Raw genomic sequence first — 11,677 nt, forward strand, 5'->3', positions numbered from 1 at the left:
CGGTGATCATGCCCATCGATATATCGGCTGATTCGAAAAAGCGCAAGGCGCTCCCCTCACCGCTTCAGGACGCGGCCGAGGCCGAGCGCGAGAAGCCCGCAGATCAGCCCCCAGAAGGCGGCAGACACGCCGCCGAAGGGAATGCCGGCGGCCGAGACGAGGAAGGTGATGGCCGCCGCCTCCCGCGTTTCCACATCCTTGAAAGCGGCGAGCGCCGAGGCGGAGAAGGCGCCGACCAGCGCCAGACCTGCGACGGCCTCGATCAGGATCGGCGGTGCCAGCGAGACGAGCGCGGTGACCGCCCCCGCCGCGAGCCCGAAGAGGACATAGCCGATGCCGGCGATCATGCCGGCCCAGTAGCGGCGCGCCGGATCGTGGTGGGCATCCTCCCCCGCGCACATGGCCGCCGTGATCGCGGCCATGTTGATCGGAATGGCACCGAAGGGTGCGGCCAGCAGCGAGCCGACGCCGGTCGCGGCAAAGAGCGGCCCCGGCTCCGGCGTATAGCCGTTGACCTTCAGGACGGCGATGCCCGGAATGTTCTGCGAGGCCATGGTGACGATGAAGAGCGGCAGCGCGATGCTGACGAAACCGGCCACCGTGAAGACGGGCGTGATCAGATGCAGCTCCGGCATCAGCCTGCCGGAAAGGCTGGACAGCGCATCGGCCGGCATGGGCACGCCAAAGATCAGCACCAGCACGAAGGCGCCGAGCGCCGCCGGCACGGCCAGCAGCCGGTTGAACCGCCCGGCGATCAGCCAGGCGAGCACGATCGGCAGGCCGAGCCAGGGATTCTGCCCCACGGCCTTCACCGGCGCGAAGCAGAGCGTGATCAGCACGCCCGCTAGCATGGCATTGGCGACAGCCGAGGGTATGGCGGCGATCGCCCGGCCGATGGGGCGGAAGAGGCCGGCCGCGATTAGAAGCACGGCCGCCATGATGAAGGCGCCGACCGCGGCCGCATATCCTCCCTCCGGCACCCCGGCCGTCACCAGCAGCGCCGCGCCGGGCGTCGACCAGGCAACGCTGAGCGGCTTGCGCGTGATGGCGCTGAGCAGGAGGCCGCAGAGCCCCATGGCGATCGACAGGGCCATCAGACCGGATGCCGCCTGCGCATCGCTCGCCCCCACGCCCTTCATGCCATGCAGCACGACGGCAAACGTGCTGGCAAAGCCGACAAACGCGACGAGGCAGCCCATGAAGAGGCTTTGAACGGAGAAATCCTTGAGCATGCGGGGCATCCAGACGACAAGACTGCGAACGGGGCGGCGCGGATCGGTGGATCCGCCTGACGGCCAGGAGCAACATCAGCGGAATGAGTAGATTTTTCTCATCTGCCTCATTTTTTCGCTCTTTTCTATCCTGCGACGCGCGCCACATTCTGCCATTGAGAACATAATTGCAGATTTCGCAAGATCGCTGTCGCACCCGATGGTGCTGAAGGAGACATTTCATGAACTGGTTCAAGACCGCCGCAGCCGCTGCCGCTCTCACCACCCTCGTCGCCGCCCCGGCATTAGCAGGCGAAAACCTCGACCAGATCAAGTCGGCCGGGGTGATCAAGATCGGCACGGAGGGCACCTACGCACCCTTCACCTTCCACGACAAGAGCGGCAAGCTCGTCGGCTTCGACGTGGAGATCGGCGAAGCGGTTGCCGCCAAGCTCGGCGTGAAGGCCGAATTCATCGAAGGCAAGTGGGACGGCCTGATCGCCGGCCTCGACGCCAACCGCTACGACACCGTCATCAACCAGGTGGGCATCACCGAGGCCCGCAAGCAGAAGTATGACTTCTCCGAGCCCTACATCGCCTCCAAGGCCGTCCTCATCGTCAAGGAAGGCAACGAGGACATCAAGAGCTTCGACGACCTGAAGGGCAAGACGTCCGCCCAGTCGCTGTCGAGCAATTTCGGCAAGATCGCCGAGGCCGCCGGCGCTGAACTGGTCGGCACCGACGGTTTCGACCAGTCGATCCAGCTCGTCCTGACCGGCCGCGCCGACGCCACCATCAATGACAGCCTCTCCTTCCTCGATTTCAAGAAGCAGCAGCCGCAGGCCCCCGTAAAGGTCGTCGCCGAGAAGCCGGATGCCGACTATTCCGGCATCATCGTGCGCAAGGGCGATGCCGACCTCGTCGCCGCCATCAACAAGGCCCTTGCCGAGATCAAGGCCGACGGTACTTACAAGACCATCTCGGACAAGTATTTCGGCCAGGACGTCTCGAAGTAAGCGGTCCCGACGACCGCTAAAGGACGATTGCCGCATCACCCGGCGCGGTGACGTCCAATCGAGCATCGACCCCCGCGTCCGGCCCCCGTGCCGGACGCTCTGCTTTCAAAGGTGACCCGTGCCGCACTGGCTTCAACTGATGATCGACTCACTGCCGACGCTGCTTTGGGCCGGCATCAAGTTCACCATTCCGCTCACCCTGCTTTCCTTCACCTTCGGGATCGCGCTCGGCCTGCTGACGGCCGTTGTCAGGCTCTTTGCGCCGGCGCCATTTGCCTGGATCGCCCGCTTCTACGTCTGGGTCATCAGGGGCACGCCGCTGCTCGTGCAGCTCTTCGTCATCTTCTACGGCCTGCCGAGCATCGGAATCCTGCTCGATGCCTTCCCGGCAGCGCTGATCGGCTTTACGCTCAACATCGGCGCCTATACCTCCGAAATCATCCGCGCCACCATCTCCTCCGTGCCGAAGGGCCAGTGGGAAGCGGCCTATTCGATTGGCATGAGCTGGCGCCAGGCCATGCAGCGCACCATCCTGCCGCAGGCCGCGCGCGTGGCCGTGCCGCCGCTGTCCAACACCTTCATTTCGCTCGTGAAGGACACCTCGCTTGCCGCCGCCATTACGGTGCCGGAACTCTTCCAGTCGGCCCAGCGGATCGTTGCGACCACCTATGAGCCCCTGATCCTCTACATCGAGGCCGCACTCATCTATCTCGCGCTCTCCTCCGTTCTCTCGACACTTCAGGGACGGCTGGAAAAGCGCTTCGCGCGCTATGGCGGCATGGTGGAGGCCAACCGATGATCGAACTCACCCATATCGAAAAGCGCTTCGGCGACGCCGTCATCCTGAAGAACATCTCGGCGAGCTTCCCCGAAGGCAGCGTGACCGCCCTCGTCGGCCCCTCCGGCGGCGGCAAGAGCACGCTCCTGCGCTGCATCAACTTGCTTGAACTGCCCTCGAAAGGCACCGTCAGCATCGGCACCGAAAGCCTGTCTTTCGGTGGCCCGCGCAAGCCCGCCTGGAAGGACATCCAGAAGATCCGCCGCCAGACCGGCATGGTTTTCCAGAATTTCCAGCTCTTCCCGCATCTGACCGCAATCGAAAACGTCATGGAGGGCCTGCGCGTCGTGCAGAAATGGCCGGAGGACAAGGCCCGCGCCCGCGCCATGGAACTGCTGACCAAGGTCGGCATGGCCCACAAGGCCGATGCCTGGCCCGCCAACCTCTCCGGCGGCCAGCAGCAGCGTGTGGCGATCGCCCGCGCGCTGGCCCCCTCGCCGAAGGTGCTGCTCTGCGACGAACCGACCTCGGCGCTCGACCCGGAACTTTCGGCCGAAGTGGTAGACGTTCTCGGCGACCTCGCCAGGGAAGGCACAACCATGGTCATGGCCACCCATGACCTGCGCCTCGCCTCCCGCATCGCCAACCTCGTCGTCTTCCTCGAAGCCGGCGAGATCGTCGAATCCGGCTCCTCCGCCGACATCTTCCGCAACCCGAAACAGGCCCGCACCGGCCGCTTCGTGGCCTCGATCAACGCGGCGCAGGGGTTGTGAAGGAATGATCGCGGGTGCCGACCCCGAAAGAGCTGAGCAAGCCAAACATGCCGAAAGGGTGATCGACCTCTACGCCTCAAACGCTTCGGCCTGGGCGGCGCTACGGCGTGACAGCACGATCGAACGCCCATGGCTTGACGCTTTCGTCAGCGTCCTGCCGGCAAACGGGCGTTCCGTGCTCGAACTCGGCTGCGGCTCCGGGCACCCTATCGCCGCAGATCTGATCGAGCGCGGCTGTGCGCTGACCGGCGTTGATGCTGCCGCGCCGCTCGTCGACATGGCCGCCCGAACCTTTCCCGATCACCGCTGGCTGACGGCCGACATGCGCGCCCTGCCGCCGCTTGGCCGGTTCCACGGCGTGATCGCCTGGCACAGCCTCTTTCACCTGACGCCCGCTGAACAGCGCGCAATGTTTCCCCGCCTTGCGGCATTGGCTCTTCCCGGGGCGGCGCTTCTCTTCACGAGTGGCGCCCGCGAAGGCGTGTCGATCGGCACGTTTGAAGGGCAGCCGCTTTATCACGCGAGCCTCGATAAGGCGGAGTATGCTGCTCTGCTGGAGGCAAACGGCTTTGACCTTGTTCAGCATGCGGAGCAGGATCCGGCCTGCGGTAACGCAACGATCTGGCTGGCAAGAAGGCACGAGCTCGCCTCCGCATCAGCCGCGACGTAGCGGAGACAGGCAATCAGCGAGGTTGCGCTTCTCTAAAATTGAAAACCCCGCCGGCTTCCACCGACGGGGTTCTAAATGCGTGGAATGGGCAATCACACTCAGCCGATATCGGCCTGCGAGGTGATGACCTTCGAGACGAGGCCGTAGCCGACGGCGTCTTCGGCAGACAGCCAGTAGTCGCGGTCGATGTCCTTGGCGATCTTTTCTTCCGACTGGCCGGTGGCCTTGGAGAAGATCTTGATGAGGCGCTGGTTCATCTTGATGATTTCGCGGGCCTGGATCTCGATGTCGGAGGCCATGCCGCGGGTGCCGCCGGACGGTTGGTGCAGCAGGAAGCGGGTGTTTTCCAGGCACAGGCGGCGTTCCTTGGGAACGGCGACGTAGATGAGCGCGCCGGCAGACGCCACCCAGCCAGTGCCGATCATCCAGACCTTCGGCTTGATGAACTTGATCATGTCATGGATGGAATCGCCCGATTCTACGTGGCCACCCGGCGAATTGACGAAGATGCGGATGTCTTCGTCGCTGGCGGCGGCGAGCGCCACGAGCTGGGAGCAGACCTTCTGGGCCAGTTCCTGGTTGATCGGGCCGTAGATGAAGATCGAGCGCGACTTGAAGAGGTTCGCCTCTGTTTCCTTGCCGAGCGGCAGTTCCGTCTTCTTGTCTTCCTCGTCGCTCATCGGCGATTCTCCGTTTTCATCCGTTCTGTCTGTCGAGTGAGATAATGCGACTCGACCCCGAAAACAATGCAACAAAAGCCCGCCGCTCCGAAAGGCCGTCGCGCGCCCTCCTGCCAAGATGGTAAAGGCCGGCCTTCCGCGACGCGACCCCGCCGTGCGGCGCCACTCCGTGCGACCGTCATTTGCCGTATGGACAGCGCCGCCATCCGGCTTAAGATCGGCCTTCGCATGCCGATCCGGCCGCCCGTCGCCCGTCCTCCCAAGGGGTGCCGTTGCGGCCATCTTGAGAGGGAATCCGTCCATGAAAAAACTGCCGCTCGCCGCTTTCGCCGCGCTGGTGCTCTCCGCCGCCCCGGCCTTCGCGCATCTCAATCCCGAAGAGCACGGCTCGCTGATGGCCGGCCTCTCACACCCCATCTTCGGCGCAGACCATGTGCTCGCGATGGTCGCGGTCGGCCTCTGGGCCGCGCAGATCGGCGGGCGCGCCGTGCTGGCCGTTCCCGCCACCTTCGTCACCGTCATGATGCTGGGCTTCGGGCTTGCGCTCGCCGGCCTGCCGCTGCCCTTCGTGGAACCGGCGATCCTCGCGTCCGTCGTGGCACTCGGCCTCCTCGTCGCCATGGCGGTGAAGCTCGACACCCGCCTGGCCATGGGCCTCGTCGGCCTCTTTGCTCTCTTCCATGGCCATGCCCATGGCGCCGAACTCGGCAGCGCCGGCGCACTCTCCTTCGGCATCGGCTTTGCGATCGCGACCGCGCTGCTGCACGCCGCCGGCATCGGGCTCGGTCTTGGCCTCACGCGGCTCGGCCATGGCCGCATCCTCGCCCGCCTGACCGGCGCGGCGACGGCGCTGGCGGGCGTGGCGCTGATGGCGGGCTGATCGGCAGCAAAATTAAAAATTTGTCATGGATTCCGGCGTTGATTTGCCGGAATCCACGCCCACATGCTTCCGTGACAGACTGACCCGAGACGAGCCCAAGGAGGCCGCCATGTCACCGGAAGAACGCCAGCTTCTCACCGCCCTCTTCGATCGCGTGCGCACCGCAAGCGGCACGCCGCGCGACCGCGAGGCCGAAGCGCTCATCGCCGACCAGATCCGCGCCGAACCCGCCGCCCCCTATTATCTCGCCCAGGCCGTGATCGTGCAGGAAAAGGGTCTCGAAGCGGCCGGCAACCACATTCGCGAGCTGGAATCCCGCATCCGCGATCTCGAAGCCGCGCAGGCCGAAAGGCCCGCCGCCGGTGAAGGCGGCTTCCTCGCCTCCATCTTCGGCAGCCGCCGCGACCCGGACGCCGACCGCGCGCCGCGCCAAACGGACGCCTACGCACAGAATGCCCGCCCGCAGCAGAGCGGCCCCTGGGGCAACGGTGCTGACCGCCCCGGCGCAGCCGCCCCCGCCTGGGCCGCCCAGCAGCGCCAGCCCGATCCCGCTGCCTACGGCAATGGCGGTCCCTTCGCGTCGGGCCCCTGGGGTCGCCAGCAGGCCGCGCCATCGGCCGGATCGAGCTTCCTGTCCGGTGCCGCCACGACAGCGGCGGGTGTTGCCGGCGGCATGCTCCTCGCCAACGGCCTCTCGCACATCTTCGGCAGCCAGTTCGGCGGGCTTGGCTGGGGCAATCCGGCAGCGGCCGCCATGGGACAGCCGGTTGTCGAGGAAACCGTGATCAACAACTATTATGACACGGCCCCGAACCAGCAAGACAACGCCCAACAGGATGTCGGCCAGCAGGATGACAGCGGCTGGCAGACCGTCGATAACGACGCCGGCAACGACCAGGGCTATGATACGGCCGATTACGGCGGCGGCGACGATTTCGGCAGCGACAGCTTCGACGTCTGACTACAGCAGGCTGTCGCCGGAAAACCTCAGCCGCGCCCGCGATAGGGCGCGACACCCTGCTCCGGCAGCCAGACACCAGCGGGCACAGCGCCCGTCTGCCAGAAGACATCGATCGGAATGCCGCCGCGCGGATACCAGTAGGCGCCGATCCGCAGCCATTTCGGCGCCAGCAGATCGACGAGCCGCTTGGCGATGTCGATGGTGCAATCCTCGTGGAAGGCGCCGTGATTGCGGAAGGAATGCAGGAAGAGCTTCAGCGACTTCGATTCCACCAGCCAGCCATCGGGAATATAGTCTATCACGATATGGGCGAAGTCCGGCTGGCCCGTCATCGGGCAGAGCGAGGTGAACTCCGGCGCGGTAAACCGCACGACGAAATCGGTGCCGGCATGGCCGCTCGGCACCCGCTCCAGCACCGCCGTCTCCGGACTATCCGGCAGCCCCACCTTTTCCCCGAGTTGCGTCAGCCCGGAAACATCCGTCATCGTCATTCCGCCGCCCTTTCCACTTTGACCTTTACCCCATGCGCCCGCTCGCTTTCGGGCTCCACATGGATCGCCACGCGCGAGCCCGGCTGGGCGGCATGGATCGCCGCCTCCAGCCGGTCGCAGATATCATGCGCCTCGCTGACCGTCATGGTCGAGGGCACCACGAGGTCGAAGCCGACAAAGGTCGCGGCCCCCGCGCGGCGCGTGCGCAGGAAATGCACGCCGAGCGAGCCCTTCGCCTCCGCCGCGATCGCCGCCTTGATGGCGTCTTCCTCGGCAGGCTCCACCGCCTTGTCCATCAGGCCGTCGATCGAGTGCGAGATCACCTTCCAGCCCTGCCAGATGATGTTGCAGGCGACGATGATGGCAAGCGCCGGATCGAGCACCGCATAGCCGGTGAAGATGACGAGCACGAGGCCGACGAGAACGCCCGCCGACGTCACCACATCCGACATGATGTGATGCCCGTCGGCCGAAAGAGCCGGCGAGCGATGCGACGCGCCGACCCGGATCAGCAGTCGCGCCCAGACGAGATTGACGATGCCGGCCACCGCATTGATGGCAAGGCCAAGCACCGGCGCCTCCATCGGCTGCGGCGCCATCACCGCCGGCACCGCCTCGCGGATGATGAGCAGCGCCGCGACCACGATCAGCACGCCTTCCAGAACCGCCGAGAGATATTCCGCCTTGTGGTGGCCATAGGGATGGTCGTCATCGGCCGGCTTCTGCGCATAGCGGATGACGAAATAGGCGATGAAGGCCGCGATCACGTTGACGGTCGATTCCAGCCCATCCGAAAGCAGCGCCACCGATCCGGTGACCCACCAGGCAACCAGCTTCAGCCCCATGACCCCGAAGGCAAGCGGAATGCCCCAGAAGGCGAGGCGCCGGACAAAAGCGTTTTGAGAAGCGTCCATCGGAAGTCCCCTGCGGATGCGAACGAGTTGCAAGAAATGCCGCCCTGAAACGGCATGACCGCCCGGCCCCGGCAAGGGATCGGACGGTCAATGGGCGGCTATATCGGCGAAGTCGGCGGGGATGTCAAAGGGGAATGTCGGCGTTGCAGCGTTGCAGACACAGCATAGCAATCACCGGTAACTCAAAGCCTGGAAGCTACAGCACAGCCCGTTCCAGCGCCGTCGTCACCCACTTGTTGAGACTGACGCCCGCGCGGCGGGCAGCCGTCGTCAGGGCACGATGCAAAGCCGGGTCTGTGCGCACGATGAACTGCCCGGAGAACGGCTTCTCCGGCTCCTCGCCACGTTCCCGGCAGAAAGCAATGTAGTCTTCGATCGACTCGGCAAATGCCTGCTTCAATTCGTCGGCCGAACTGCCCTGGAAGGTGATGACATCGCGCAGATTCATCACCTCTCCATGAAAGAGATTGGCATCCTCATCAAATTCGATGACGGCCTCATAGCCTTGGTGGTGCATCACTGTCATGGTTTGATCCCTGCCTCTGTCAGAAATCGTCGCATCGACTTGACCGCGCCCTTATCCGTTTCCTTTTGCGGATGCGGACGATGAAACACGGACCGCACGCCATTCAGCGCAATGCGCACGCGTGATCCCTGCCCTTCTGAAATCTCCGCACCAAGAAACAGGAGAAGAGCCTCAATGTCCCGCCACGCGATACCTGCCGGGACGGGCTCGGCAAATATCTGGGTCAGCGTAGCATGATGGCGACGGCTCATGGGTCGGAACGATATCAAAAAATGATATCGTTACTATAGGCCGATCAAGACGCAATGCAAGCAGGCGCGGAGGCTGCGCCCCCCGCGCTGCGTTGAAATTCATCTCACGCCACCCGCGTCTTCGCATCTGCCCGCTTCGAGAGCTTCGAGACCACGTTCTCGATCATGCGCATCCCGGCGTCGCCGCCGAGCGTCATGATGGATTCGGGGTGGAACTGCACGGCGGCGACCGGCTCCTTCATGTGCTCGATGCCCATGATGGTGCCGTCCTCGCTTTCGGCCGTGATCATGAACTCGGCGGGAAGCGTCGAGGGATCGGCGAAGATCGAGTGATAGCGGCCGACCGTCACCTCGCGGCCGAGGCCGGAGAAGACGATGCCGGGCTCCAGCACGCGGATGCGCGAGGGCTTGCCGTGCATGGGGATGGCGAGCTGGCGCAGATCCCCGCCATAGGCTTCGGCCAGCGCCTGCAGGCCAAGGCAGACTCCGAAGATCGGCAGGTTGCGCGCCCGCGCCTTCTTGATCGTTGCCTTGCAGTCGAAATCCTTCGGGCTGCCGGGGCCGGGCGAGAGCACGACGAGATCCGGATTGACGCTGTCGAACACCGCTTCCGGCACCGGCGTGCGCACGGTCACCACCTCCGCACCCGTCTGGCGGAAGTAGTTCGCCAGCGTGTGGACGAAACTGTCCTCATGATCGACGAGCAGGATCTTGACGCCGGCCCCGACAGCCTGCACGTCGCGCGCGCCCTTGGCCGCGGAATTCGACTTCGCATCACGGATGGCGGCGATCATGGCGGAGGCCTTCAGTTCGGTTTCGGCTTCTTCCTCTTCCGGCACGGAATCGTAGAGCAGCGTGGCGCCGGCCCGAACTTCCGCAATGCCGTCCTTGATACGGATGGTGCGCAGTGTCAGACCGGTGTTCATGTCGCCATTGAAGCCGACCCAGCCGACCGCCCCGCCATACCAGGCGCGTGGGCTCTTCTCATGCGCTTCGATGAAACGCATCGCCCACAGCTTCGGCGCACCGGTCACCGTCACGGCCCAGGCATGGCTGAGGAACCCGTCGAAGGCGTCCATGTCGTCTCGCAGCCGGCCCTCGATATGGTCCACGGTGTGGATGAGGCGCGAATACATCTCGATCTGGCGCCGGCCGATGACTTTGACGGAACCGGGCACGCAGACACGGCTCTTGTCGTTCCGGTCCACGTCCGAGCACATGGTGAGTTCGGACTCGTCCTTCTTGGAATTCAGGAGCTTGAGGATCTGTTCGCTATCGGCGATCGGATCGTCGCCGCGCTTGATCGTGCCGGAGATCGGGCAGGTCTCGATGCGGCGGCCGGAGACACGGACGAACATTTCCGGCGAGGCGCCGACCAGATATTCCTGATTGCCGAGATTGATGAAGAAGGAATAGGGCGACGGATTGATCGCCTTCAGCCGGCGGGAAATCTCCGATGGCCGGCTCTCGCAGCGCTCGTAGAATTTCTGGCCCGGCACAACTTCGAAAAGGTCACCACGCCGAAAACTCTCCTTCGCCTTGACGACGAGCTCGGCATATTCGCCCGGACGATGATCGCCATGCGGGGGAATGCTGTCGACGGTGCGGAACGGCTCCGGCGCGATCGTCTCCGCCTTGCCCTCGGTGGTCAGGCCGCCCCTGGTGAAATCGTAGCGGTTGATCCAGGCGCGGGCCGAATAATGGTCCACGACGAGGATTTCGTCCGGCAGGAACAGCACCATGTCGCGCTGGTCGTCGGGCCGGGTGAGCTTGAGGTCGATGGCATCGAACTGGAAGGCGAGATCGTAGCCGAAGGCGCCGTAAAGGCCGATGCTGGCATCCTCTTCCGAATGGAAGATCTGCGTGATGGCGCGCAGCACGGTAAAGACCGTTGGCATCTTCGAGCGCTCTTCCTCGGTGAAGACGCGGTCGGGCAGGTTGATGGTGAGGTCGAGGCGCGTGGCGCTGCGGGCGCCGAGCGTCAGGTCGGATACACCCTTCAGATGCTCCGCGATGATCTCCAGCAGCACCTCGCCGCGGCCGTTATAGGCCTCGATCCAGAGCGAACGCCCGAAGGAGGAAATGCCGAGCGGCGGATCGACCACGGCCGTATCCCAGCGCGTATAGCGGCCGGGATATTCATAGTTCGAGGAAAACACCGCGCCGCGGCGCTCGTCCAGCCGATCGATATAGGAAGAGATCGCCTCGGCATAATCGGCATCGCGACGCTGGCGGCGGACAGTGATGCCACCCTTCGTCACATAGCTTTCCGATCCATCCGCAAGAAGTGTCGTCACCATTCTCAGTCGCTCCGCTTGAGGCCCGACATTCGCAGCGGCCCGGATACGAAAAAAGCCGCCTCGAAATTCGGGCGGCTCTGGTTCCATTCACGCATGACTGGTCAAGGCCGCTTCAGCGAGCCCACCACCAACCGGACATGTTGCGTGCCTGTGTCATGGACAAAACTGTTATCGTGAGTGCGAGGGGCGCGCAAGCGGGAATGCTGCGGAATTTTCGTGATTGCCT

At 64.5% G+C, this 11,677-nt stretch carries 13 protein-coding genes; 6 read left to right on the forward strand and 7 right to left on the reverse strand.

From position 1 onward, the window contains the following. Positions 1-56: 56 nt before the first annotated feature. The gene (locus ACED18_RS06480) at positions 57-1,232 is read right to left on the reverse strand and encodes a benzoate/H(+) symporter BenE family transporter (protein WP_377290130.1); all 1,176 of its coding nucleotides are present in this window, start codon (positions 1,230-1,232) and stop codon (positions 57-59) included. Between the two features lie 221 nt (positions 1,233-1,453). On the opposite strand from ACED18_RS06480, the gene ACED18_RS06485 reads away from it, so the two are divergent. The 4 genes from ACED18_RS06485 to ACED18_RS06500 all read left to right on the forward strand — a co-directional run bounded on the left by ACED18_RS06485 (position 1,454) and on the right by ACED18_RS06500 (position 4,448). Continuing rightward, positions 1,454-2,227, forward strand: coding sequence for an amino acid ABC transporter substrate-binding protein (locus ACED18_RS06485; protein WP_377290132.1), 774 nt, complete (start codon positions 1,454-1,456; stop codon positions 2,225-2,227). Positions 2,228-2,345: 118 nt separating this feature from the next. After that, a complete protein-coding gene (locus ACED18_RS06490; RefSeq protein ID WP_377290134.1) occupies positions 2,346-3,026 on the forward strand; it encodes an amino acid ABC transporter permease in 681 nt (226 codons plus the stop codon). Beyond that, positions 3,023-3,778, forward strand: coding sequence for an amino acid ABC transporter ATP-binding protein (locus ACED18_RS06495; protein WP_377290136.1), 756 nt, complete (start codon positions 3,023-3,025; stop codon positions 3,776-3,778). Before ACED18_RS06490 ends, ACED18_RS06495 begins: the two co-directional genes overlap by 4 nt. Before the next feature lie 4 nt (positions 3,779-3,782). Beyond that, a complete protein-coding gene (locus ACED18_RS06500; protein ID WP_377290138.1) occupies positions 3,783-4,448 on the forward strand; it encodes a class I SAM-dependent methyltransferase in 666 nt (221 codons plus the stop codon). A 98-nt stretch (positions 4,449-4,546) separates the two neighbouring features. Here ACED18_RS06500 and ACED18_RS06505 read toward each other — a convergent pair whose 3' ends face one another. Then, a complete protein-coding gene (locus ACED18_RS06505) occupies positions 4,547-5,200 on the reverse strand; it encodes an ATP-dependent Clp protease proteolytic subunit (RefSeq protein ID WP_377290140.1) in 654 nt (217 codons plus the stop codon). A gap of 229 nt (positions 5,201-5,429) precedes the next feature. On the opposite strand from ACED18_RS06505, the gene ACED18_RS06510 reads away from it, so the two are divergent. Together ACED18_RS06510 and ACED18_RS06515 are read left to right on the forward strand one after the other, a co-directional pair. Next, the gene (locus ACED18_RS06510) at positions 5,430-6,008 is read left to right on the forward strand and encodes a HupE/UreJ family protein (RefSeq protein ID WP_377290142.1); all 579 of its coding nucleotides are present in this window, start codon (positions 5,430-5,432) and stop codon (positions 6,006-6,008) included. Positions 6,009-6,117: 109 nt separating this feature from the next. Beyond that, positions 6,118-6,969, forward strand: a complete 852-nt coding sequence (locus ACED18_RS06515) for a DUF2076 domain-containing protein (RefSeq protein WP_377290144.1) — start codon at positions 6,118-6,120, stop codon at positions 6,967-6,969. Positions 6,970-6,995: 26 nt separating this feature from the next. Here ACED18_RS06515 and queF read toward each other — a convergent pair whose 3' ends face one another. From queF to ACED18_RS06540, 5 genes are all read right to left on the reverse strand, one after another. Continuing rightward, positions 6,996-7,460: a preQ(1) synthase gene (queF, locus tag ACED18_RS06520; RefSeq protein ID WP_377290146.1), complete on the reverse strand. Its 465-nt coding sequence runs from the start codon at positions 7,458-7,460 to the stop codon at positions 6,996-6,998. Continuing rightward, a complete protein-coding gene (locus ACED18_RS06525) occupies positions 7,457-8,374 on the reverse strand; it encodes a cation diffusion facilitator family transporter (RefSeq protein WP_377290148.1) in 918 nt (305 codons plus the stop codon). Before ACED18_RS06525 ends, queF begins: the two co-directional genes overlap by 4 nt. A 196-nt stretch (positions 8,375-8,570) precedes the next feature. Further along, complete coding sequence (locus ACED18_RS06530) at positions 8,571-8,900, reverse strand: type II toxin-antitoxin system HicB family antitoxin (protein WP_377290150.1); 330 nt, start codon at positions 8,898-8,900, stop codon at positions 8,571-8,573. Continuing rightward, positions 8,897-9,151: a type II toxin-antitoxin system HicA family toxin gene (locus ACED18_RS06535; protein WP_377290152.1), complete on the reverse strand. Its 255-nt coding sequence runs from the start codon at positions 9,149-9,151 to the stop codon at positions 8,897-8,899. The genes ACED18_RS06530 and ACED18_RS06535 overlap by 4 nt, the downstream gene beginning before the upstream one ends. A 104-nt stretch (positions 9,152-9,255) precedes the next feature. Next, entirely contained in the window at positions 9,256-11,451 is a 2,196-nt protein-coding gene (locus ACED18_RS06540) for an anthranilate synthase (RefSeq protein ID WP_377290154.1), read from the reverse strand. Positions 11,452-11,677: the final 226 nt, after the last annotated feature.

This window comes from Rhizobium sp. SG2393 (assembly GCF_042610495.1).
Lineage (GTDB): Bacteria > Pseudomonadota > Alphaproteobacteria > Rhizobiales > Rhizobiaceae > RU20A.

Coding starts and splice junctions, on each gene's coding strand:
- ACED18_RS06480 (WP_377290130.1), bottom strand. CDS start 1,232: ATGCTCAAGGATTTCTCCGTTCAAAGCCTCTTCATGGGCTGCCTCGTC.
- ACED18_RS06485 (WP_377290132.1), top strand. CDS start 1,454: ATGAACTGGTTCAAGACCGCCGCAGCCGCTGCCGCTCTCACCACCCTC.
- ACED18_RS06495 (WP_377290136.1), top strand. CDS start 3,023: ATGATCGAACTCACCCATATCGAAAAGCGCTTCGGCGACGCCGTCATC.
- ACED18_RS06500 (WP_377290138.1), top strand. CDS start 3,783: ATGATCGCGGGTGCCGACCCCGAAAGAGCTGAGCAAGCCAAACATGCC.
- ACED18_RS06510 (WP_377290142.1), top strand. CDS start 5,430: ATGAAAAAACTGCCGCTCGCCGCTTTCGCCGCGCTGGTGCTCTCCGCC.
- ACED18_RS06515 (WP_377290144.1), top strand. CDS start 6,118: ATGTCACCGGAAGAACGCCAGCTTCTCACCGCCCTCTTCGATCGCGTG.
- queF (WP_377290146.1), bottom strand. CDS start 7,460: ATGACGATGACGGATGTTTCCGGGCTGACGCAACTCGGGGAAAAGGTG.
- ACED18_RS06525 (WP_377290148.1), bottom strand. CDS start 8,374: ATGGACGCTTCTCAAAACGCTTTTGTCCGGCGCCTCGCCTTCTGGGGC.
- ACED18_RS06530 (WP_377290150.1), bottom strand. CDS start 8,900: ATGACAGTGATGCACCACCAAGGCTATGAGGCCGTCATCGAATTTGAT.
- ACED18_RS06535 (WP_377290152.1), bottom strand. CDS start 9,151: ATGAGCCGTCGCCATCATGCTACGCTGACCCAGATATTTGCCGAGCCC.
- ACED18_RS06540 (WP_377290154.1), bottom strand. CDS start 11,451: ATGGTGACGACACTTCTTGCGGATGGATCGGAAAGCTATGTGACGAAG.